A 23323-nucleotide genomic window follows, 5' to 3' on the forward strand; every position below is an offset into this window, starting at 1 on the left:
TATAAGCAATAATGTAATTGGTGTTGAATTGAAAATCTTATCTCTATTTGTAAAGTCGCCCAATTTATTAGATCTGGCTTTGTTGAAAAAAAATCAAAACCAAAACCAAAAGATTTCGGTATGTGGTTGGTCTAAAACAAGGCTAGTTTGCTCAAGAACTACGTATAGCCTGACTGTTTTTTAATTAAAGTATATATTCAAATATGAAAATAACATTTATAGTAATTGGAACTATTGTTCTGTTAATCCTGCTGTTTCTGATATATAGGTATTTTGCATTTAAAAAAGAAGGTGCTCAAGCTCATAAATTGAGATTTGAGAGAATTCAACCTCTACACGAGAAACTAGAAAATGGAAAAGAAATAAAAAAAGAAGATGTTTTTGACTACGCAAAAGATAATAAAACACGAGAATTGACTTATCAAATACTATCAGACTATAATAAAACGGAGCTATACCCAAGAGCATATTTTACTATAGAAAGTGGGGCTGAAAGTAGTCTAGTTAATTGGCTTGAATTCCCAACCGAATTAGATAAAGCACCTGATGATATAAAACACCTTGAAAAAGTAAAGATTGTATTTGAGGATGAAGATGTGTTTTATCACGTGTTCAAGTATATGACAATTGAACCGCATTGGGCTGCAAAAAATGGATGGATGTTAGGAGTAGTGGGGCCTTATTTTGAAAATAGTAAACCATATGATTTTCCAGCGGCAACTTTTAGCAGATGTAGCAGTAAGTTTGGAGAAATAGAACCTAAAGATGAAGCAAAATGGGTTCATGAAAATATTGCTTTAAAAAGAGCGTAAAGTCCTATTGACAATAGGTATAAATATAAAGTAGGCTTTAGGGTGAAACTAAATGGCTTGTGTGTATTTAGTAAGTCGCTAGATTTTATAGGTTTAGCTTTGGGCAGATAATAGAGATAGCAAAAACCAACCTTACCAGCCAAGAATAAGCTTCAGCTTGGCCCGAAGAAGGAAACGAAACCGTCTCCTTGCTTTCGTGCTAAGCTTAGCTCTATTATTAATTTAAGAAAAGAATTAATTTTAATTCTTAGAAAGTACCTATAAAGTGACTTCCTTCTACATTAACTAATTCAGCACCTTTGGTTACTTCGCCAGTTTCAGTATGTATCACATAGATATTACCATTTTCTCCTACAGGAGCTTGGGTAACGTATATGTCTGTTCCATCAACTACAAAACCTTGGTATTGAAATAAATAAAAGTCTGGATCATAAGGTATAGCATCAATTTTTGTTGCTGTTTTAGTCATTAAATCAGCAAGAGCAAAAAAACCTTGAGCGCCAGCAACACCTTCTTCAGAGCCTCCATGTCTGTATGCTATTACAGCTTTACCATTGGCAGCAGGTCTCCAAGCAAGAATATAGGCATCTTCTATGCCTAAGGCAGTATCTAAATTAAAGTCATAAGAATCATCATATTCATTATTTGCATTAATTTTTAAAATATGAGAACCTTCAGGGTCACTTTGGTTTGCTTGATAAACACTTCCGTTGTAAAGGAAGGCATTAATACTACGGTAACCATTCGTGTTTCCGTACCCTACAGTAGACGTAATTACTGTTGAATTTAATAAAGAAGGGTAATCTAAAATAATAGTTTTAGAGCCTAAAATTTCAAAATCACTATCACTCTCAGTAGTAGCTGGGTCTAGCTTACTTAAGCGTGCTCCTATATATAATTTATCTCCAGTGTCATTTAAGACAGGCATATCTATTCTTGAAATATAATACCCTAATGCTTCTTCTTCAGGGCTTAAAGCAACACTATGTTCTTGAAATTCATTAATTAATGAGTTTTCTAAATCTAAAGTTACTACGCCTATGGTAGCATTTGTACGTGTATAATTTTCATTTTCATCAAATTCATTTTCAGTAGATACATATACAGCAGCTCCTGTTTGATCTCCATCAAATAGCTTGATCCATCGTGGTGCTGTTCCTACATAAGGAGCAATACTTATTTCAGAACCTGTTTGCGTAAAGGTTTGTCCGCCTTCTACAGTATATTTAGTATAGTTACCGCCAGTATCTCCTGCATAGCTAATATTAAATAGTGTGCTACCATCTTCTGATGACTGCAGCCTAGCAGTTCTGTTTGATGGGGCTATAAAACCATTTTCAAAAGGTTCAATAGATACTCTAGGATCTTTGGCGTCTTCACTACTTACAGCGTATATTAATGTTCCTCCATTTCCGTCTCCTGGTTCTTCGCCCATTCTTGCGCCAGCTACAGTTATCCATCGGGATACTGCTTCAGGGTCAGTATCTGTTCCGCTTCCTGCATTACTATCATCGCTACTACAAGAGGTCATTGCGCCTACTGTTAAAAAAATAGCGCATAAAGTTTTAAAATTTAAAAAGGTACGTTTCATATAGAATTGATTATAAATTATTGATGGTGTAATTTAATTTTAGATAAAAAGCTCTTCCCGGTTTCTGTACGGATAAGTTGTCATAAACAGGTTTGTCAAATATGTTTTTAATGTCAAAACTCATTACAAATTTTTTATTGGGAAAAGCGTAGCTAAGTCCAAGATCTTGGCTTAATTGTTCAGGTACTTTAAAAAAGTCGTCTCCTACAGTATTTGACCCTTGGTTTGTTAAGTAAGAGAAATCATCAGTAAAGTATATGGAGTAGAATAAGCTTAAACGAGATTTTTTCTGAACTACATTTTTAAATAAATAACGTAGGCTACCATTCATAGTGAAAAATGGAGTATTGGGAATGTCAAATTCTGTTCCTGCGCCTGATGTTGTTGTCAAATCAAAACGAGAAATAGTAAAGTTTACTCCTAGGTTATTATGGTAAGTATAGTTTAATTGGGCATCTATTCCTTTTGATTTTGCATTGCCTTGGTTTACATAAATAATTAATTCATCATCAACATTTAGTGATGTTTCAATGGGCAGACCAATTCTATCTGTGATATTTCTAGTGAAAAAATTAGTTGAAACCGTAAATTGATGTTTGTTTAGTTTAAACATTCCAAATCGGATTCCTAGGTTATAGTTCTTGCTTTTTTCGGGTCTAATACTTGTATTGGCTATTACATTATCTCCATCATTACCAAATACTTCTGTTTCGTCTGGTAAACGAATAGCTTTTTCTGCGGAGGCTAATAAAGTAATGTTTGGGATAATAGCATAAGAAGTAGCAAAACCATACCCTTCATCTTTATTGGTGCTGCTTACAATTTCGTCAACGATAACATCGGTCCCATTTTCACCTTCTTCAATGGCTGGATCTATACTTATTGTCTTTTGATAGTAATACTTACCAAAGAAACTAGCTTTTAGCTTTTGATCAAAAGCGGTTAGTTCATAAGTTAAAGCGTAAATATTTTTATGTAAATCCCTTGTTCCTTTAAAGGTGTTTTCTAATACAGATTGCAACGCATCACTATCTTCTCGGTCAATACCGCTATAACTATGGTTTGCTAAAACTTTATGGTGAGCGTTAATTGTATAGGACACTCCAGTTCTAATCGATGCCACTTTTCTCTCAATTTTAGCTAAGGTAGGACCGCCTTCTTGTTGAGATCCCCATGTATATTCATACTCATTTCCTCTAAAATCAATAGCTCTTCTGCCACTCCAACTATAAGCTGCGGCAGCAGTATCATTAACAGCGCGATTTCTTTTGCCATACAAACCATTTATTTGTACATCAAAACCTTTCGTAAATACATCTTTCTTTTGATAGATTAAGTTTGCTAATAAAGCATTTGATTCTAGAAACCTGTCTTTATAAGGTGTTATAGTCATAAAAGCCCCATGCTGTACCTCTTTATAATCATCAGAACCTGTAAAACCTATTAAAAATTGATCGGCCCATTTTACGGTTGTAAAACCAATTTGTGCCATTCCGCCAGTAGAACTATAGGCATCATTAAATCTTCTAGCGGTAATCGGGGTTTGTACTCCTCCAATACCCGTAACTACAACGCTTCTGCCAGAAACTTTATAATCATTATCAGAATAATTATGAAAAAGTGATGCTTTAACGGTAAAACCAGATTCTTTAAATCGATATACACCATTCGCACTGGCTTGTAGCGTATTAAAAGAACCATAGGAAATAGCGGTGTTAAAATTATTTTTAGCTTCTTTATGGAGCACTATATTTATAGCGCCACCTAAAGCATCATCTGCTAAATGCCCAGGAACAACACCTTTATAGACCTCAATATTTTTAATCATAGAAGGAGGAATACTATTTAGGCTAAATGAAGAACCATAAATTGAACTAGGAATTCCATCTATAAAAATTCGAATAGAACTTCCAGATAAGCCATTTAAACTATAGCTAACTTCAGATCCTAAGCCTCCATTTTGGCGAATTTTTACACCAACGGTAGTATTTAATAATTCGTTTGTTTGAATGTTTCGGATGCTGGCTTCTTCTGTTTTAACAACGTTTACGGCATAACCGGCCGTTTCTATCTTAGTTTCTTTACTCTGGCCGTTGACAACCACTTCACTTAGTTCGTTGGTTTTTCTAGTCACAGTGGTAGTAATCGAATTTTTTTCCTGGTCTATAGTGATAGCTATTGTTTTCTTGTTGGCTTCAATGGTAGATATATCTATTTGATACGATCCATAATTTATTTCATTAATTTTAAATTGGCCATCAAAATCGGTTACTGCACTATGTGTTGTGCCAATTATTTTGATATGAGCATTTATAACAGGAGTGCCATCATTTAGTAGGACAGTTCCTGCTAATGAACCTGTTTGAGAAAACCCTAGGTTGACTAGTAATAAAGTGGTAATGGCGGTTAAAAAATGCATTTATTTAGACTTAATAAAAATAATTATGCAAATGTATATATTAATAAAGACTAGTTTATAATAAAAAAAGACGCATTTTTAACAGATAGCCTTCTTTTAGTATTTATAAAATTATACGAATTCTTATGAGGGTTGAAAAGGGTAGCGCAAATGGAGAGACCACTATTTTATTGTAATAGTGTGGAGAGGTTTTCTAGAAATCTGAAGAGGATCAGATGATTCAGATGAATATTAGTATAGCGCAGAAGGCCCTATAACAGAATTAGAAGTGTATGCTTCCTATTTAGGTTACCTAATAATTTTAACTATTATAGGGACTATGATGGTATAGATGAAGAAACAAAAAACAAAATGACGAACCTATAATTAAAAAAATTCCTTCGACTTAACCCATGTTAGCCGGGTAGATAATTAGCGACCGCTGAGTGCAATTTTAATTCCCATTAAAATAAAAACAAAGCCGCTCAATTTGTTAGACCAGATGCTAAAACTTGGATTCGTCTTTATTTTATGAGAAAAAGTACTCGCAAAAAAGGTTAAACCTAGATACCAAATCGTTCCTATGAAGGCAAACGTGAGACCCAATAAAATAAAAGGAATAGGGTTTTCTAATTGAGAAGGCGTAATAAATTGAGGAAAAAAGGCTAAAACGAATAATGCAACTTTCGGGTTTAATGTATTGGTTAGAAAACCAGACCAAAAATCACTTTTTACTTTTTTTGGTTGCCTATTGTCTTCTGTGATTGGTAAAATATTTTTAGTGCTTTTTAGCTTTGAAATGCCTAAATAAATTAAATAAAGAGCACCTACATATTTGATTATTGAAAAAGCCATTACAGACTTAGAAAGCAATACAGATAAACCTAGTGCGGCAAATAATGTATGAGTAAGTACTCCAGTGTTTATGCCTAGTGTGGCATAGATGCCAGATTTTCTACCTTGACCAATAGATGTATTCAATACAAATACGGTATCTATTCCTGGTGTCATCATAAAAATTAATGCCGTTAGCATAAAAGTGACGAAATTTTCTATACCCATTTTTTTTAGTTGTTATTGGTAGCGTAAAAGCTTAGGCAAAGGAACTATTTTGATACCCTTTTAAAAATACTTATTTTAGCCTTATTAATGCAATAAACGCATCAAAGATGACAATTCAGCAAATAAAATATTTTTTGGAGCTTTCAAGTGAACTGCATTTTTGGAAAACAGCAGAGAAAGTTTTTATTTCTCAATCTTCATTAAGCAGACAGATTCAATCTCTTGAAAATGAATTGGGACTAAAACTTTTTGAAAGAGATAAAAGAAATGTAAAACTTACGGATGCGGGTAAGTTTCTGCAACAACATTGGACGATGACCATAAAGGATCTAGATCAAATTCAAAGACAAGCAAAGAAAATTGACGAAGGAGTGCTTGGGGTCGTTTCTATTAGCTATCCGGGTTCAGTTGCCTTTAATTTTTTACCTAACTTCTTAGAAATTATAAATACAAACCTACCAGATTTAAAATTAGAATTGACAGAGCCGAATGATGATAGTCATGAAAAATTATTACTAGATTACCAGACAGACATTGCTTTTAGCAGGGATAGAATAGAGAATGAAAATATAGATTCTCTAAAATTATATTCGGAGCCAATCTGTATCGTTGTTCCGGAAAATCATTGGTTTGATAAGGCGTCCTTGAATGATTTAAAAGTATTACAACACGAAAAGTTTATTATATCGGGTTTGCATAAAAAAACGTTCTTTGCATCACTTTTAAGAAGCTTGTTTGTTAAATATAATTTTGAGCCAATAACAAGTATTGAATCTGATTTTGGAGGGATGATTTTAAATCTTGTTTCTAAGGGACTTGGGATTTCTATTCTACCCTATTCTTTTAAATTTGCCAAGCATAAAAAGGTTAGATTTATTGAGTTGAATGAAGAAATAGATTTATTTATTAGTTGGAGGAAAAATGAGCAAAATAAAACAATAAAAAAAGTAGTAACGTTTGCAAAAGCTATAGAAAGATAGGGTTATATAATCTACTTATCCTTTTGAGCCCTGCCGGCCTAACATTTATAAAATAATATGCTGAGTAAATTTAAAAAACGAATTGTACAAATACTAGGAGTATTGATATTATTGGTACTCTGCTTTTTTGTATTTAAGAAAATCAATCTAAATCCTAATTATGAAGTAGGACAAGAAATAGATTCTTTAAATGGAGTGTCTGTTTATTACAATGGGGGAGTAGGCAATGTTGATGGACGCGAACTAACAAAAGATGGTTATAATCTTGGACTGAAGTATCAATGTGTGGAATTTGTGAAACGCTACTATTATGATGCGCTAAAACATAAAATGCCAGATAGTTATGGGCATGCCAAAGATTTTTTTAATCCGCTTGTAAAAGATGGTGAACTAAATACACAACGTAATTTAAATCAATTTATAAACCCGAGTAGTGCTAAGCCTCGAGTGAATGATCTGTTAGTCTATTCAGGAACCCTTCTAAATAAGTATGGACATGTTGCTATTATATCAAATGTAACCGCTAACGGAATTGAAATTATTCAGCAAAATCCAGGACCTTTCGGGGACTCAAGAGAAAATTATATTCTTGTAAATGAAGATGGAAAATGGCGAATTACAAATGATTGGATTATAGGCTGGTTGCGGAAATAGCTTTTTTTATGCTTAAATTCTATTTCTTTCGTTTTCTATATACTTTGTTTATAAGTTGTGTTTCATTCAAAAAAATGAGAGTTGAAATTTAAAAATAAAAAATATATAATAGTATTTGGATTGCTTCTAGGCTACTTTGTGCTTAATTCAGTCAGAATTTATAATTATTCATTTGAGTATAATGAACATAAATCTGATGTTGCAATAGTTCTTGGAGCTGGGACGAATATCGGAAAATTATCTCCAGTTTTTAAAGAAAGAATTAATCATAGTATTTTACTTTATAATAAAGGAATAGTTAAAAAAATCATTCTAACAGGAGGCTTTGGTAAAGGACAAAAAACAATAGGATAGTAAAACCGCAAAATATTACGCCATAGAAAACGGAATTCCTGAAAACAAGATTATCATAGAAGAGAAATCAAAATATACGACAGAAAACACAGAACAATCAAAGCAAATAATGGATTCGCTCAGGATAAAAAATGCTTTACTAGTTTCCGACCCAATTCATATGAAAAGAGCAATGAAAATTGCTAAATACTATGGAATTGACTGCAACCCTTCATCAACTAAGACAACAAAGTATAAATCTACTTATCCTAAAATAAAGCAACTCTTATATGAAACGTTCTATTTTAGTCTAAGGGAGCCATTAAGTATTTTTTCATAGAAACGGAGATGAAAAACGAAAAAATAACAATGGCTATAGTTAATAAGGGTTTTGATGCCTAACCCAAAATGAAGTGCTTATAACCAAGTCCACCAAATTTTTTGATTTGGCTTTAGAACAAAAAAGAGTAAACAAAATAAAAAGTTTTGGCTAAGTACTTAATCGGAAATTAATTACTTTTAACTTCCCATACTAACCATAGCCTAAACGATAATGAATCTTAAGTGTTCTCTTATTTTTATTTGGCTTTACTCCTAACTAATACATTCTTGTTCTATTTTTCTGGATTCTTTAATAAATGCACTCGCAAATGCCGTCTATATAATTAAACTATAATTTTTTAACTAAAGCTGTTAGTTTGTGTACTATTGCTGTGGGGGCTACTCCCCAAGGATCAAATATTGAATCAGGGCTACGCTGTACCCAAGCACTATTCATTCCATACATTTTAGCACCAATAACGTCAAAATTATTGCTAGAGATTAACCAACTTTCTTCTTTTTTAGCTTTAGCAGTTGCTAAGAAATAAGTGTACACAATAGGACTAGGCTTAAACATTTTTACGTTTTCTACACTTACCACCCCTTCAAAGTAATTTAAAATATTTGCAGTAGAAAGGAGTTTTGTAACAGCTTCTTCACTTCCATTAGAAAAAGCAAATAAACGATGACCTGCTTTTTTTAAGGTTTCTAGTCCTTCTGCAACATCATCAAAAGCCGGTAATGTTTTATATTCGTCTAAAAGTGCTCCCTTTTGTTTGTCACTTAAATCTATATGGAATTTAATACAGGCATAATCAAGTGCATTCTGTGTACAGATAGAAAAATCTATGTATTTATCCATTAATCCACGTCTATAGGAATACTCTAATTGCTTGTCTCGCCAAGTATTCATAAAAGGTGTTGCAGTCTCTTTTCCGATTAATTTTTCTAAGGAATTTAATACTGCGGCAGTATCTATTAACGTACCATAAACATCAAAAGCTAAAGTATATTTCATAATTAATTATTTGGAAGTGCTATTTTATTCACCGTAAAAACCATATCCGATATATCTGCTGTGACTTCATTGATTCTAGAATTGGTAAAATATAAATAATTGTTATAAATACTAAAAGTGTCTGCCCACTTTATAGCATCACCTTTAATTAAGGTTTGGATACTATTATCTGGTTTGCGGTACATAATTTTATTATGTTCTAAATCTGCAAAATAAAGAATACCATTTTTATCAAAAATCATTCCGTCTGGAGCTGATGTTTTCGTTTCAAAATTCACCGCTTTTTCAATTTCAAGTTCATCTTCTAGAAGCAAGGCATTTGTAGGTATACTATACAAGTTATATCCTGATAGTGCGTGGTAATACAATTTATCATTCTTATCATCTAACGCAATTCCATCAGAATTTACGGTATTGGTCCATTTTCCATTAGCAAAGGTTAAATAATCTAATGCTGCAGCTGTAGATTTATGATCATCTAGGATTCTTGTGAACGTGCCCGTAGTACGTTCTAAAATAACTAACCCAGAATTCCCAGAGTCTGTAAAATAGATGCGGTTATTCTTTTTATCAATTCGTAAATCATTTATGTAGGAATTTGAATGATAGCTTCCTTCACTAAAAATATAGGTATGCTCCAGTTTTTTTGTATTTATATTAAAAACAAAAACTCTTGGAGCATCTACTACTGCTTTGAAAAGAGGACTTCTTGTGTCTAAGACATATAATAAATCTTCAAAGGCAACGACAGATTGTACCCCAACAAATTTATTAGCTTCTATTTTAGCGCCAATTTCCCAAGAGTTCCATTCTTTGTTAGGGAATGGCGTATTTGTAGTAGCACTTAGTACTTCTACTACAGAATTAGTAACTCCTGTTCTCCACCTAGGGAAATTTACAAAAATGCGCCCCTCATGAGTAACAGAGATACCTGTTACTTGTTGCCCCTTAAAAGAAGTAACCTCGCTAATTTCAGGAGTTGCTATTTGCATTGCTTCAGAAGCTGTTTCTGTTTTCTTAACTACGTTCTCTTTGCATGAAAAAAGGAATAAAGAAAGAAGTATGATATAGCTGAAAGTTTTCATGTTATGATGCTAATATATCCGTTAATATTTTTTTATATACTGCTACAGGTTGTGCACCATTTACGGCACTTTTTCTATTAAAAACAACCGTAGGAACAGAGTTCACACCTAAACTTTTCCAATACTCTTCTTCAGACTTTACTTTGGTACGCATTTCTTTATTGTCTAATACGGAAAAAGCTTCGGTAGCATTTAAACCAATGGCTTCTAATTCTTGTTTTAGAATAGCTCTATCAGACACATCTTTGTGTTCTCCGAAGAATGCATTCAATAAACGCAATTTAAGTTCTGTTTGCTTCCCTTGTTCTTTAGCATATGTTAACAATACATGAGCATCAAAAGTATTAGCCATACGCATCCCTTTAAAATAGTCAAATTTGAAACCAAGTTCTGCTCCAAATTCTGTCATTCGTTCTTGAGATTCCTTCTGTTGTTCAGGAGTAGAGCCATATTTTTCTGTAATATGTTCTTCTACGTCCTGACCTTCTGCAGGCATATTAGGATTTAATTGAAATGGTTGCCATTCTAAGGCTATTTGATCTTGAATACCCATTTCTGTGATAGCTTGTTCTAAGCGTTTGTAGCCAATGGCGCACCAAGGACAAACGACATCAGAAACAACATCTATTATAATTTTATTCTTCATAAGTTTTGTATTTTTTATAAACTATTTACTTATTATATCAGTGTTTAAGAAGGCTTCTTCACTAGGTTCATTTTTATTGATTATACCTTTTGGTAACAAATTTAAAATCATAGAATTTACTATTCTACTTTTTGTTACATCTGGTCTTACGATGAGTACCTTATGAAATACACCCAACATTTCAGGAAACGATTTCGGTTTGCTGTTGTTGATAAAAACAATGCGATAGGTATCGCTATTAAATGAACTTACTTTAGTCACATAAGGGGCTAGTAAGGATTCATCTTCTTTGAATATGGGAGTAATTTTTTCAATACATTCCGTTGATTCTACTTTGCTGTCATTAGCATATTTAACGTAATCGGCTAAGTATAGTTCACTATCTACTTCGCTAGGTTCATATCCTAACATTAAAAAAGATTGATCTTCAGCATTATCCAAATGGAATGGGGTATTTACTTGCTGATCAAAACGGACTAACCAATGATAGGCTAATGTGCTATTAAATTGTTTGGTAGTGAACTTTGATAGTTCATTTTTTAAATCAACCATAATAGATCTGAATTCAGTGGAACTTAAGTTTTTTCCAAAATTAAGATGAACATAACCAGGTTTTGCTGTGCTTGTTCTGAATACGTTTTCAATACAAACTTGTGCGATATGCGCTATGTTAATCTCTTTCACTTCCATTTATGTAGTCTATATAATATTATTTTTTGATCTAAAAGCTTATCAATTTCTAATTTAATTTCATTGATAAGCGCTATAAATTTTTAGTAGTTACTAAAAATACCATTTCAAATGATTACTTAAAATGATATCAGCTCACTAATCTGAAGTTCTCCTTTTACATTGCTATAATTTTTAATATCAGCAGCAAAAGTTTCAGCGTGTGGGCCAAATGCAGTTTGGAAAGATGCAATATCGTCAAATTTTAAATGTGCAATAGCAACATAAGGAGCTAATTCTCCAGGAACTCTACTAGCAATTCCCAAGTCTAATTCTAATCCTTTTAGTGCATCACCAACGGCTTTAACTACCATTGGTAAGTGACTATTTTTATAATATTCGGTATCAAACATAACATCTTTGCTGTTTGGATACATTACAGATACTTTTATCATAACTATATATTTTATCTATTAATTTTTTTTAAAAATCTGCTAGAACAATAGCATCAGAAAAACTTTGATAAGCACTTTCTACTTGTTTGGCCATTGCATCTGGAAATAAATGAAAATCACCAGCTTTTAAAGCAGTAATAATACCTTCAGAAACTTCTGTGGTTGCCGCAGCACCTTCAAAGCCAGCAGCAGCACTCATATCTGTGTCAATAGGCCCTGGATGCACACTTAACACAGTAACCCCTTTAGCACCTAATTCTGTTCTTAACCCCTGTGTTAAAGAATAAGATGCAGCCTTAGAGGCCGAGTATGTAGATAGTTGTGAGAAATTTTTTAGAGAAGCAATAGAGTTTAATTGTACTAAAGCTCCTTTTTTCTCTTCTAATTGTTGAGCAAATGCATTGGCTATACGTAATAAACCAAAAGCATTTACTTGCAATTGTGCGGTAAAATCTTCTTCTACATCTTTACCGATAGTTGCGTAAGGTGTTCCTATGCCAGCATTATTTACAACAATATCTACGTCATTAGCTTGTTTTGCTAATTCATTTATAGCTGCAGTGCTAGACACATCTGCTTTAAGTGTAACCACTTTATTGCCATATTTAGCTTCTAATTCTTTAGTAGAAGATATATCTCTTACTGCTAAATAAACTTTTTTAGCACCATGATTTACAAACGATTCTACAATTGCTTTTCCGATACCTCTATTTGCTCCTGTTACTAAAGCTACTTTATTTTCTATTGTGAAACTCATGATCTATCCTTTTGAATTAATATTTAGGGTGATAAAGTATTTTATACCCAATGCTGTATATTTTTAGATTTAATTTTGGGTACTACATATTGATGTGGTCGTTTTTTTTAAAATTCCCCAAAAAAAAGAAACCTTCCGCTTGTAGGCGAAAGGTTCTTATAGTGCCATTCTCCTGCATTACAATTCTACATTGGCATTCGTATTCTTATTTTTTAGACCAAGCAAATTTTTGGAATGCTTCGTCTACTGGAGTATTAGCAATATGATTTGTGTAATTGCTTATCACTTTTTGAGATAGCCCTAAAATAATTTCTAATACTTGTTGCTCACCATAACCAGCAGCATAAAAAGCTTCTAAATCTTCTTGAGAAACATTGCCACGGTTACGAGTTAACGATAATGTCATCGTACGTAAAGCTTCTAATTTAGCATCTGCAAGAGGTGTTTCATCACGCAAAGCATTTATGATTGTATCATCAACTTTCATCATTTTTGCAATACCAGTATGTGCAGGTACACAATAATGACAAGCATGCTCTACGTTAATTGTTTGCCATACTACTGTAAGTTCATCATTATTAAAAGATGTTTCTGTAAATAGTTGGTGTAAATCTTGGTATGCTTTAAGTAATTGAGGTGAAGTAGCTAAAACACCGTGCAGACCTGGAATCATACCATAAGCTTTTTTAGAATCTTCTAATAATGATTTAGATTTTTCTGGTGCAGTTTCAATAGTTTGAATTTTTAAAGTTGTCATAATTTTAATTTTTATATTCGTATTAATTTTTGTTCTTAATTTAACTAAGCATTCGCTTAGTTATTTAGCAAAAAAAATGTTATAAATTGCTAAAGGTAACTTCTATTATATTTTCTAATTGATCTAGATTAAATACTTTAGAAGCTATTGAAAGTCCTAACAGAGTGTTCATTAAAAAATCTGCTTGCTTTTCTATTAAAATAACTACTCTTTGGTCGTCCTGTTTTAAATTACTTACAAATAAAGTTCGTATTTCATTAGCAAACTTTTTAAGTTCAATCATCACAATAGGATCAGCATCTTCTTTAATTTCATTTACACTATTGGTAACTAAGCAACCTTTTTGTAAGGTACCTTCTTTAGAAAATTCTAAAAAATCATAAAAATATTGTTTTATACCAATGATACCATTGTTAGATTTTTGTAGCTTTTCTTTAATAGCATTAATTTCTATTTTGTAATGCTTAACACTCTCTAAAAAAACGCCTTGTTTATTTTTAAAACTAGCGTAAATAGAGAATTGGTTAATGCCCATTTCTTTTTCAAGCATACGTACGGAGGTAGCCTCATAGCCATTGCGCCAAAAAAGCCCCATAGCTTTCTTTATCACTTCCTCCTCGTTATATTGTTTTTTACGTGCCATTAGTTTTAAACTACAGTACAAAGCTAAGCAATTGCTTTGTTATAAGGAAAAGTTTAACTTTTTCTTATATATTGTAATAGTTAAGTATTTTATTTTGAGGCTATTAACTTTTCTAATATGCGTTCTACACCATAGTTGTCATTGTTGGAAGTACTATAGTTTGCTAATTTTAACACATTAGGATGGGCATTTTCCATGGCAATACTATAGTCGGCTAAGGCTAGCATTTCAAGATCATTATTGTAATCTCCGAATACTAATAATTCATGAGGTTTGATATTGTTTTCTTTCATGACTTTCTCTAAAGCATATCCCTTATTGGCATTTTTACTGGAAATATCTACCCAATTGGCACCTGATATTTTTACTTGCAATTCATCTTCTAAATGGAATACTTTTGGATAGATATACTTTTCTGAGCTTTCAAAATGATAAATAGCAATCTTAACAATTTCACCATCGTAAGCACTCAAATTATCTAGTAGTTCATAATTGGAGTAGTATTCTTTTAGTTTTTGTTCAAATAGTGAAGATTCTTTTGATATATATGCACAGTTTTTACCGCATAGGACTAGATGAATATTTTTTACTCCGTTTAAGAGTGAGATTATTTCGTTCTTAGTTTTGTTTGGTAAGGGAGTTACTAAAATTTCTTTTCCATGCTGCATGGCAAATCCTCCATTCTCTGAAATGACAATAATCTCATTTTTTATTGGAGCTAATTTATCAATTATACTATGGTATTGTCTTCCGCTAGCAGCGACAAATTTTATGTCTCTCTTTTTTAATTCTTCATAGAGCTGGTAAAACTTGTCACTTACTTGATGGTTAGAATTTAAAAGGGTTCCATCCATGTCTGTAACGACCATTTTTATTTGTGATAAATCCATAGGTTCAAAATTTAAAAGCAGCAAAGTTATTCTTTAAGCAGAGAACATTTGTGTTTAAATAGATAAGTTTGTGTGAATATTAGTTTTAAATGTTAAATACAATGAATTTTTATCAAACAGAAGTAAGATTAAGAAGTTTTTCGCGAGGGTTTCATTTGGTTACTACGGAGGTTTTGAATGCACTTCCTGAAATAAAAGCTATTAATGTTGGAATGCTACAGGTTTTTATAAAACACACATCTGCAAGTTTAACCATTAATGAAAATGCAGACCCAACCGTCCGTTTAGATTTCGAAAGTCATATGAATGTTATGGTTCCGGAGAATCAACCCTACTATAAACATGATTATGAGGGTGCTGATGATATGCCTGCCCATATTAAATCTTCATTGATGGGGGCTTCAGTTCAAATTCCAATTACAAATGGGCAGTTAAATTTAGGGATTTGGCAAGGAATCTATTTATGTGAACATCGGGATAATGCTTCTGGTAGACATATCGTTATCACAGCTTTTGGTAATTAGCTTATAAATTTTATAGTTAATGGGTATTTGTAGAATTCTCCTTTTGATGCTGCTATGCCTCCTATTATAGGGTACACAATTAAAAGAAGTGCGAGTGGTATTCCAATGATACTGAGGATAATGATAAATACAAATCCTATGAATATAAAAGTCAATAGTATGGAGATAAAAAACAACATAGCGTAGATTACTCCGTATAACAACATACTCAATTGATAATTGATAACGTGTTTTCCATGTTCATCCATTCCTTTGATTTCAGTCTTTTTAGTAGACCATAGGACTACGGGTATGATGATGCCGAAAAATCCAAAGAAATTTAAGAGTTGACTATAATGTAAAAGAGCTAAGGTGCTATTGTCTTCTTTTAACGTGTGTTCTATTATAGGGTTTTCAATTAAATTGTTTTCAATCATTTTTATAATTCTTACTGAAAATAGTTAACGTATTTAAATAGGGGATAGGTATACGGTAGGGTAAAAAAAAATCCGATTCGTTAGAATCGGATTTTTTATAAGCGAGAGATATTGTTAATGTTACTTTATTTTTTGAACTACAGCTTTAAAAGCTTCTGGGTGATTCATTGCTAAATCGGCTAAAACCTTACGGTTTAATTCGATGTTGTTAGCTTTAACTTTTCCCATAAACTGAGAATAAGACATTCCGTGTAAACGAGCACCTGCATTAATACGAGTGATCCATAATGAACGGAAATTTCTTTTCTTGTTTCTACGGTCTCTATAAGCATATAACATTGCTTTTTCAACTGCATTTTTAGCTACTGTCCAAACGTTTTTACGTCTTCCAAAGTAACCTTTGGCTTGCTTCATTACCTTTTTTCTTCTGGCTCTAGAAGCAACTGAATTTACTGATCTTGGCATACTTTTAAATTTTTTTTGTAGTAGGCGGTCGATTATCGACACTTTTAAGGCCTAACTCCATGGTTAATAATTAATTACCGGTAAAAAGAAAATTACTTTAAACGTAATTGCTCTTTAATACTGTTAACATCAGCCTGGTGAACTAACCCTGAATGTGTTAACGCTAGCTTACGCTTTTTAGATTTTTTCGTCAAAATGTGACTCTTAAAAGCGTGCTTTCTTTTGATTTTACCCGAACCTGTAAGCTTAAAACGCTTTTTGGCACTGGATTTTGTTTTTTGTTTAGGCATCTTGTTCCTAGTTTATTAAATTATCTCGCTTATTATTATTGAAAATGCCGGCTATACAGCTGGCAATTTCTTTATTGTGTTACTATTTTAATATGAAATTAAAACAGTAGTTATGTTACTTCTTATTTGTTTTTGGAGCAATGAACATCGTCATTCTCTTTCCTTCTAATCGAGGCATTTGTTCTACTTTACCTAGGTCTTCTAATTCAGACGCTAACTTAAGCAAAAGTATTTCACCTTGATCTTTGTATACAATAGAACGTCCTTTAAAAAACACATAAGCTTTTAATTTAGCTCCGTCTTTTAAAAATTTCTCTGCATGTTTCTTTTTGAACTCATAATCATGATCATCAGTTTGTGGTCCAAAACGAATTTCTTTTACGATAACTTTCGTCGCTTTAGCCTTCATGACTTTTTCGCGCTTCTTTTGCTCGTATAAGAATTTCTTATAATCTGTTATTTTACAAACAGGCGGATCAGCATTTGGAGAAATTTCTACCAAATCTAATTCTAATTCCTCAGCTTTGTTAAGTGCTTCCCGTATAGGGTAAACACCAACTTCTACATTATCACCTACCAACCTTACGTTAGGAGAAAGTATTTGTTCGTTGATTTTGTGAGGGTTTTTGTTTTCCCTCCGTGGTTGGGGTTTAAATCTTTTTCTTATTGCTATGACTAAATCTTTTTAATTAAACTTATTTTTTTTTAAAACGACTTTAAGGTACTATTTATTTCTGTAGTTACCAACTCGTTAAAGTCAGAAATTGTAATTGAACCTAAATCTTCGCCTCCGTGTCTTCGAACAGAAATGGTTTCCTCAGCTTCTTCATTTTCACCTACGATCAGCATAAATGGTAATTTATTCATCTCAGCTTCTCGTATTTTCTTGCCGACTGTCTCATTACGCTTGTCAACAAGTGCGCGAATTTCGTGTTTTTCTAGCGATTTTAAAACTTTTTCTGCATATTTTTCATGTTTCTCGCTAACAGGTAATATTATAGCCTGCTCAGGGATTAACCAAAGAGGGAAATTACCTCCTGTATGCTCTAGCAAAAGCGCTATAAAACGTTCCATACTACCAAATGGTGCACGGTGAATCATTACAGGTCTGTGCAGTTCGTTATCACTTCCTTTGTAGGTAAGGTCAAAACGTTCTGGAAGGTTGTAATCTACTTGAATGGTTCCTAATTGCCACTGTCTGCCAAGTGCATCTTTAACCATGAAGTCTAACTTTGGACCATAGAAGGCAGCTTCGCCACTTTCAATCACAAAATTAAGCCCTTTTTCTGTGGCAGCATTGATAATAGCACTTTCTGCTTTTTCCCAGTTTTCTACTGAACCAATGTATTTTTCTGGTTTTGTTAAATCACGAACAGATACTTGTGCTGTAAAATTATCAAAACCTAAAGATCCTAAAACATAAAGAGATAAGTCTATTACGTTTTTAAACTCTTCATCTAGTTGATCAGGAGTACAAAAAATATGAGCATCATCTTGTGTAAAACCTCTTACCCGAGTTAAACCATGTAGTTCTCCACTTTGTTCGTACCTATAAACGGTTCCAAACTCAGCAAAACGCTTAGGTAAATCTTTATAAGAATGTGGTTTAAAATTATAAACTTCACAGTGGTGCGGACAATTCATTGGTTTTAACAAGAATTCTTCATCCATTTTTGGAGTTTTGATAGGTTGAAAACTATCTGCTCCATATTTAGCGTAGTGACCTGAGGTAACATATAATTCTTTCTGGCCAATATGTGGTGTAATCACCATTTCGTAACCTGCTTTCTTTTGAGCTTTTTTCAAGAAATCTTCTAATCTTTCTCTCAAAGCAGCTCCTTTAGGCAGCCATAAAGGTAGGCCTTGACCTACTTTTGCAGAGAACGTAAAAAGTTCTAATTCTTTACCTAATTTTCTATGGTCTCTTTGTTTTGCTTGCTCTAATAATTCTAAATATTCGGTAAGCTCTTTTTGTTTAGGGAAAGAAATACCATAAATTCGGGTAAGCTGTGGTTTGTTTTCGTCACCTCTCCAATAAGCTCCTGCAACACTTAGAATTTTAATAGCCTTTATAATTCCTGTGTTTGGAATATGACCACCTCTACATAAATCTGTAAACGTGTCATGATCACAAAATGTGATGGTGCCATCTTCCAGATTTTCTATAAGCTCAACTTTATACTCGTTGCCTTGTTCCTTGTATTTTTGTAATGCAGCTGCTTTAGAAACAGGGTGCATTTTAAAGTTATGTTTGCCTCTAGCTATTTCTATTGCCTTCTTCTCAATTGCAGGAAAATCTTTGTCAGAAATAGAGGTATCACCTAAATCAATGTCATAATAAAATCCGTTATCAATAGCAGGCCCTATGGTTAGTTTTACACCAGGGTACAATTCTTCTATGGCTTGTGCAACTACGTGGGAAGACGAATGCCAAAAAGCTTTTTTACCTGCAGCATCATTCCAAGAATACAATACAAGAGAGCCGTCCTCTAATAAAGGAGTGGTAACTTCTAGTACTGTGTCATTGAATTTTGCAGAAATTACATTTCTAGCAAATCCTTCGCTAATGCTTTTAGCTACATCCATTGGAGTGCTTCCTTTTTCGCACTCTCTAATACTACCGTCTGGTAATGTAATCTTAATCATACTAAAAATAGTTATATGATGTAAAGATAAGGTCATCAAAAATACTTTCAATAATATTTTAGGTACTTTTTTATAAAGCCGGTGCTAAATAAGAGGATTGTTTAAATAACATTGATAGTTTTTTTTAGTGATTGGGGTGTGTGTTGTGAGTAGTGCTACTTATGTAGGTATAAGTAATTGTTTGATAATGTATATAAGCGTTTTTAGTACGTTATTATTTATATTTAAATTAGTGTGATAAGGCGATATTGATAAAATATTACCTTATAAATTGATTTTAAGGGATTTAAATATGTTAAAATTTATGGTTATGTGAATTTTTATACTATTTTTGAGCAAACGTTATAATGACGTTTAATATAAAATACGAACCGAAAATCATTTTTAAGAATGAAAAACGTAAAAAAAAGACCAGTAAATAAGACGTTGTATTTATCTCAAGTCTTACTAAAAGCTAATCGTTTGAAAATGTTATCTATAGCTTTTGTTAGTGCTGTGTTCTTCTTAGGGGTAAATGTTGCTACAGCACAAGAAGATCAAATGGAAGAAGATAATTATAAAGCCTTTAATGCTAGTGGTCATTTAAAAAACATGCATACATGGCATGGTTTTGTTGTTCATCCTGGTGCCGTATTCGCTACAAGCCTAGAATATAAAACTAGAAATCAGAAATTTACATTAGGAGTGTGGGGTGGTGCAAGTTTAACAAGTGTAGATGTTATTAATAAAGACACTGGAGCATATGTAAATGCTAATTATAAGGAGTTTTCAATGTATAGTTCGTACCATTTTTCTGATAAATTCTTTATCGAAGCAGTATCACATAATAATTATACGGGTGTAGAGGAAAGAGGAGACAAGTTGCAGTATTGGAGTTATGATAAAACGCAAGGGTATAATTTTGTAGATTTAAACTTCGGGTATACGATTGCTGATAATACCTTATTATACTTTGCTACTATATTAGGAGGTGGTTCTGGTGATTATGAAGTCCAGACCAATGGTTCTTTGAGAAATTCTTGGACGCACTATTTTGAAGTAAAAAGTAAAGTTTGGGAGAAAGAGGATTACAAATTATCTGTTTTTGCAGGTGGGGCTTGGTCATTTATAAACGATACATCTTTTTATACAGAAGGTGTTGGTAATATTATTAATGTAGGTGCAACGCTAGGTAAGAATATAAATTTTGGAAATTATAAAATGCCAGTAGAAGTCACGGCTATGTGGAACCCTGAAAAGGAGAAAACAGTCTTGCAATTAGATATTATGCTTTTCTAGTAAAAAAAAAACTCAACAAAAAACAACAAAAACAAATGAAACTAAAAAACCACCTTTCCATAAAAGACCTAATAAAGGTATTTGTGGTATGCTCAGTACTCTTGATAGTAGGCTGTGCAGAACCTATTGAGAAATCAGACAATAGTAGAAAAAGTGAATCTAGTGATGATGCACTTATCGAAAGTGCTATAGACCTTTCGGGGAAAACTATAGGGTATTGTTCGCCAACATTAAATGCTCCTTATTATCAGGCATTATTGCAAAGTATAAAGGAAACAACGGAAAAAAACGGAATGACTTTTTTATCTGCAGATGGTCAAGATGATATCAATAAGCAAGTAGCTGCTGTAGAAGACTTAATTACTAAGGGTGTAGATGCTTTATTATTGAATCCAAAAGATCCTGATGCACTTGTGGGGGTAACTAAATTGGCGAAAGCTGCTGGCATTCCGGTTTTTATAATCGATAGCTCAATAGATCCTTCTGCAGAATATGTAACAACAATTCAATCTAATAATTTAGCGAATGGTGAGTTAGCAGGTGAATGGTTGGCTAAAAAATTCGGCAAGGAAAAAATGAATATTGCTTTATTAAGTGGTAATGCAGGAAACCCTGTAGGTAGAACACGAAAGCAAGGGTTGTTGCAAGGTATTTCGGAAGAGCAATTAAGAAGTTTAGGGTATATTGATTTAAACATACAAACACAAGCCTACACCGATTGGTCGTATGCAGGTGGTTTACAGGCTATGGAAGATATTTTGGTAGCACACCCAGATATAAATGTGGTAATTACCGAGTCAGACGTTTGTGTGCTCGGGGCTATAAAAGCAATAGCACAGGCAGGTAAGACAGATGATATTCTTATTGTCGCAGGTGCAGACGGACAAAAAGAAGCAATTAAATACATTATGGAAACCGATTTCTATGGTTGTACCGCGATGAATAGTCCTGTACAGATAGGTAAAAATGCAGTTATCTACGCAATTCAGTATATGAACGGAAAAAAAGATTTTTCAAAAACGTCTTTTACTGCTCCATTATTGATTACTAAAGAAAATGCAGCACAGTATTACAATCCTAATGCATTGTTTTAATTCTTAATTATGGCTGATATAGAAAATACGAAAAGCAAATATAGGCTTGAAATGTCCGGAATTTCGAAAAGTTTTGGGATTGTTTCAGTTTTAGAAGATGTAAACTTGAAAGTAAAGCCTGGGGAGATTCATGCATTACTAGGAGAGAATGGCGCAGGTAAATCTACCTTAATGAAAATATTAAGTGGAGTGCACCAAAAAGATACAGGGAAAGTGCTGCTTAATGGTCAAGAGATAAACCCTAAGAATACACATGACGGCCAAGTTTTGGGTATCAATGTGGTGTATCAGGAGTTGTCTTTAATAAATGATTTGTCTGTAGCAGAAAATATATACCTGCATAAATTAGGAGCTAGTAAATTCTGGATGAATTGGAAAGAAATAACTAGAGATGCACAGGAGTTAATTAATTCTTTAGGTTTTGATATTGATGCATCTGCTACTGTTAGAAATTTAAGTATCGTGCAAAAGCAAGTGGTAGAAATAGCAAAGGCGATTTCAGAAGATACTAAAATTTTAGTGTTAGATGAGCCTACTACGGTATTTGATCCTACAGATACTCAAAAACTCTTTGATAATTTATTCAAACTAAAAGAAAAAGGAATCTCTATAATTTACATTTCGCATCATTTAGAAGAGATTTTTAAAATTGCAGATACTGTAACGGTGCTTAAGGATGGTGTAGATACGGGAAGTATGCCGGTTTCAGAAACTGATACAGATGCTGTAATTCGATTGATGATTGGTAGGGAGTTAAAAGATTTGTATCCAGTTCGAAACATAACAATTGGTGATGTTCCAATTTTTGAAGTTAAAGACTTAACAGCTAAAAATACTTTCGTTCATAATGTATCATTTTCTGTAAGACCAGGAGAGGTTTTAGGTATTGCTGGATTAGGTGGGAGTGGAAGAACAGAAACTGCAAAATTAATTTTTGGAGCAGATAAAAAGAAATCGGGTAGTGTTTTCTTGAATGGAGAAGAGCTCAAAACAAAATCTCCTGTAGATGCTGTTAAGAAAGGAATAGGATTAGTTTCTGAAAATAGAAAAGAAGAAGGCGTGTTTTTGCCGCTTTCAATCCGTAAAAATATTAGTGTTACAGATTTTAAGTCTATTTCTAAAAAGTTTGGGTTTATCAATGTAGAAAAAGAATGTAAAAACGCTCAGAATTTAATAGATAAACTTAATATTAAAACACCTAGTTCAGAAGTTCCTGTGGCGAACTTAAGTGGTGGGAATCAACAAAAAGTAGCGCTTGCAAAATGGTTGAGCATAGATAGTAAGATAATTATTATAGATGAACCTACCCGTGGCGTAGATGTTGGAGCAAAAGTAGAAATCTATAACCTGATTAATGAGGTTGCTAAAAAAGGTGTTGGAGTCATTGTTATTTCTTCAGATATGCCAGAAATAATGGGAATCGCAGATAGAATTCTAGTAATGTATAAGGGGTCTATCTATGGTGAATTGCCTAAGGAGAAGTTTTCTGAAGAAAACATACTTCGTTACGCAATAGGCAAAGCTTTAAAAAATTAACTC

The 23323-nt window shown here is 32.9% G+C and carries 25 protein-coding genes and 1 pseudogene; 9 read left to right on the plus strand and 17 right to left on the minus strand.

From position 1 onward, the window contains the following. Positions 1-203 precede the first annotated feature (203 nt). The gene (locus CELAL_RS12765) at positions 204-812 is read left to right on the plus strand and encodes a hypothetical protein (RefSeq protein WP_013551324.1); all 609 of its coding nucleotides are present in this window, start codon (positions 204-206) and stop codon (positions 810-812) included. Positions 813-1059: 247 nt separating this feature from the next. Here CELAL_RS12765 and CELAL_RS12770 read toward each other — a convergent pair whose 3' ends face one another. From CELAL_RS12770 to CELAL_RS12780, 3 genes are all read right to left on the minus strand, one after another. Beyond that, on the minus strand, positions 1060-2403 hold the full coding sequence (locus tag CELAL_RS12770) for a hypothetical protein (protein WP_013551325.1): 1344 nt from the start codon (positions 2401-2403) through the stop codon (positions 1060-1062). Positions 2404-2413: 10 nt separating this feature from the next. Then, the gene (locus tag CELAL_RS12775; protein WP_013551326.1) at positions 2414-4822 is read right to left on the minus strand and encodes a TonB-dependent receptor; all 2409 of its coding nucleotides are present in this window, start codon (positions 4820-4822) and stop codon (positions 2414-2416) included. 411 nt (positions 4823-5233) lie between these two features. Beyond that, on the minus strand, positions 5234-5863 hold the full coding sequence (locus tag CELAL_RS12780; protein WP_013551327.1) for a LysE family translocator: 630 nt from the start codon (positions 5861-5863) through the stop codon (positions 5234-5236). Positions 5864-5970: 107 nt separating this feature from the next. On the opposite strand from CELAL_RS12780, the gene CELAL_RS12785 reads away from it, so the two are divergent. From CELAL_RS12785 to CELAL_RS22860, 4 genes and pseudogenes are all read left to right on the plus strand, one after another. Then, the gene (locus tag CELAL_RS12785) at positions 5971-6843 is read left to right on the plus strand and encodes a LysR family transcriptional regulator (protein ID WP_013551328.1); all 873 of its coding nucleotides are present in this window, start codon (positions 5971-5973) and stop codon (positions 6841-6843) included. A gap of 57 nt (positions 6844-6900) precedes the next feature. Next, complete coding sequence (locus CELAL_RS12790; RefSeq protein ID WP_013551329.1) at positions 6901-7497, plus strand: CHAP domain-containing protein; 597 nt, start codon at positions 6901-6903, stop codon at positions 7495-7497. A gap of 81 nt (positions 7498-7578) precedes the next feature. After that, positions 7579-7851 (plus strand): YdcF family protein, encoded by a 273-nt coding sequence (locus CELAL_RS21545; RefSeq protein WP_052303999.1) that lies wholly within the window; start codon positions 7579-7581, stop codon positions 7849-7851. A 13-nt stretch (positions 7852-7864) separates the two neighbouring features. After that, positions 7865-8170, plus strand: a pseudogene (locus CELAL_RS22860) (YdcF family protein); the annotation flags it as partial. A gap of 330 nt (positions 8171-8500) precedes the next feature. Here the strand turns inward: CELAL_RS22860 and CELAL_RS12800 are convergent. From CELAL_RS12800 to CELAL_RS12840, 9 genes are all read right to left on the minus strand, one after another. Further along, positions 8501-9169 (minus strand): haloacid dehalogenase type II, encoded by a 669-nt coding sequence (locus CELAL_RS12800; protein ID WP_013551330.1) that lies wholly within the window; start codon positions 9167-9169, stop codon positions 8501-8503. A 2-nt stretch (positions 9170-9171) separates the two neighbouring features. Then, positions 9172-10254, minus strand: coding sequence for an L-dopachrome tautomerase-related protein (locus CELAL_RS12805; protein WP_013551331.1), 1083 nt, complete (start codon positions 10252-10254; stop codon positions 9172-9174). Position 10255: 1 nt separating this feature from the next. Beyond that, entirely contained in the window at positions 10256-10900 is a 645-nt protein-coding gene (locus CELAL_RS12810) for a DsbA family oxidoreductase (protein ID WP_013551332.1), read from the minus strand. A 21-nt stretch (positions 10901-10921) separates the two neighbouring features. Beyond that, the gene (locus CELAL_RS12815; protein ID WP_013551333.1) at positions 10922-11590 is read right to left on the minus strand and encodes a hypothetical protein; all 669 of its coding nucleotides are present in this window, start codon (positions 11588-11590) and stop codon (positions 10922-10924) included. A gap of 119 nt (positions 11591-11709) precedes the next feature. Further along, the gene (locus tag CELAL_RS12820) at positions 11710-12024 is read right to left on the minus strand and encodes an EthD family reductase (protein WP_013551334.1); all 315 of its coding nucleotides are present in this window, start codon (positions 12022-12024) and stop codon (positions 11710-11712) included. Between the two features lie 28 nt (positions 12025-12052). Then, complete coding sequence (locus CELAL_RS12825) at positions 12053-12781, minus strand: SDR family oxidoreductase (protein ID WP_013551335.1); 729 nt, start codon at positions 12779-12781, stop codon at positions 12053-12055. A gap of 205 nt (positions 12782-12986) precedes the next feature. After that, positions 12987-13538, minus strand: coding sequence for a carboxymuconolactone decarboxylase family protein (locus tag CELAL_RS12830; protein WP_013551336.1), 552 nt, complete (start codon positions 13536-13538; stop codon positions 12987-12989). A 79-nt stretch (positions 13539-13617) separates the two neighbouring features. Then, positions 13618-14181 carry a TetR/AcrR family transcriptional regulator gene (locus CELAL_RS12835; RefSeq protein ID WP_013551337.1) on the minus strand — a complete coding sequence of 188 codons (564 nt, stop codon included), beginning with the start codon at positions 14179-14181 and terminating at the stop codon, positions 13618-13620. A gap of 89 nt (positions 14182-14270) precedes the next feature. Then, positions 14271-15071 (minus strand): HAD family hydrolase, encoded by an 801-nt coding sequence (locus tag CELAL_RS12840; RefSeq protein WP_013551338.1) that lies wholly within the window; start codon positions 15069-15071, stop codon positions 14271-14273. 101 nt (positions 15072-15172) lie between these two features. Here CELAL_RS12840 and CELAL_RS12845 point away from each other — a divergent pair, with 101 nt between their 5' ends. Further along, a complete protein-coding gene (locus tag CELAL_RS12845) occupies positions 15173-15595 on the plus strand; it encodes a secondary thiamine-phosphate synthase enzyme YjbQ (RefSeq protein WP_013551339.1) in 423 nt (140 codons plus the stop codon). Here CELAL_RS12845 and CELAL_RS12850 read toward each other — a convergent pair. From CELAL_RS12850 to thrS, 5 genes are all read right to left on the minus strand, one after another. Next, positions 15592-16011 carry a DUF4870 domain-containing protein gene (locus tag CELAL_RS12850; RefSeq protein ID WP_013551340.1) on the minus strand — a complete coding sequence of 140 codons (420 nt, stop codon included), beginning with the start codon at positions 16009-16011 and terminating at the stop codon, positions 15592-15594. The two genes, CELAL_RS12845 and CELAL_RS12850, sit on opposite strands and share 4 nt — an antisense overlap. A gap of 120 nt (positions 16012-16131) precedes the next feature. After that, the gene (rplT, locus tag CELAL_RS12855; protein WP_013551341.1) at positions 16132-16476 is read right to left on the minus strand and encodes a 50S ribosomal protein L20; all 345 of its coding nucleotides are present in this window, start codon (positions 16474-16476) and stop codon (positions 16132-16134) included. Positions 16477-16568: 92 nt separating this feature from the next. Further along, positions 16569-16766, minus strand: coding sequence for a 50S ribosomal protein L35 (gene rpmI, locus CELAL_RS12860; RefSeq protein ID WP_013551342.1), 198 nt, complete (start codon positions 16764-16766; stop codon positions 16569-16571). 115 nt (positions 16767-16881) lie between these two features. After that, positions 16882-17439, minus strand: a complete 558-nt coding sequence (infC, locus tag CELAL_RS12865) for a translation initiation factor IF-3 (RefSeq protein ID WP_083807794.1) — start codon at positions 17437-17439, stop codon at positions 16882-16884. 32 nt (positions 17440-17471) lie between these two features. Further along, positions 17472-19412, minus strand: a complete 1941-nt coding sequence (gene thrS, locus CELAL_RS12870) for a threonine--tRNA ligase (protein ID WP_013551344.1) — start codon at positions 19410-19412, stop codon at positions 17472-17474. Between the two features lie 390 nt (positions 19413-19802). On the opposite strand from thrS, the gene CELAL_RS12875 reads away from it, so the two are divergent. From CELAL_RS12875 to CELAL_RS12885, 3 genes are read left to right on the plus strand one after another with little or no spacing between them, the layout of a single operon-like run. Next, positions 19803-20690, plus strand: coding sequence for a hypothetical protein (locus CELAL_RS12875; RefSeq protein WP_013551345.1), 888 nt, complete (start codon positions 19803-19805; stop codon positions 20688-20690). A gap of 35 nt (positions 20691-20725) precedes the next feature. Next, positions 20726-21784, plus strand: a complete 1059-nt coding sequence (locus CELAL_RS12880; protein ID WP_013551346.1) for a substrate-binding domain-containing protein — start codon at positions 20726-20728, stop codon at positions 21782-21784. Positions 21785-21793: 9 nt separating this feature from the next. Beyond that, positions 21794-23320 carry a sugar ABC transporter ATP-binding protein gene (locus CELAL_RS12885; RefSeq protein WP_013551347.1) on the plus strand — a complete coding sequence of 509 codons (1527 nt, stop codon included), beginning with the start codon at positions 21794-21796 and terminating at the stop codon, positions 23318-23320. Positions 23321-23323: the final 3 nt, after the last annotated feature.

This window comes from Cellulophaga algicola DSM 14237, from assembly GCF_000186265.1.
GTDB classification, from domain to species: Bacteria; Bacteroidota; Bacteroidia; order Flavobacteriales; family Flavobacteriaceae; genus Cellulophaga; species Cellulophaga algicola.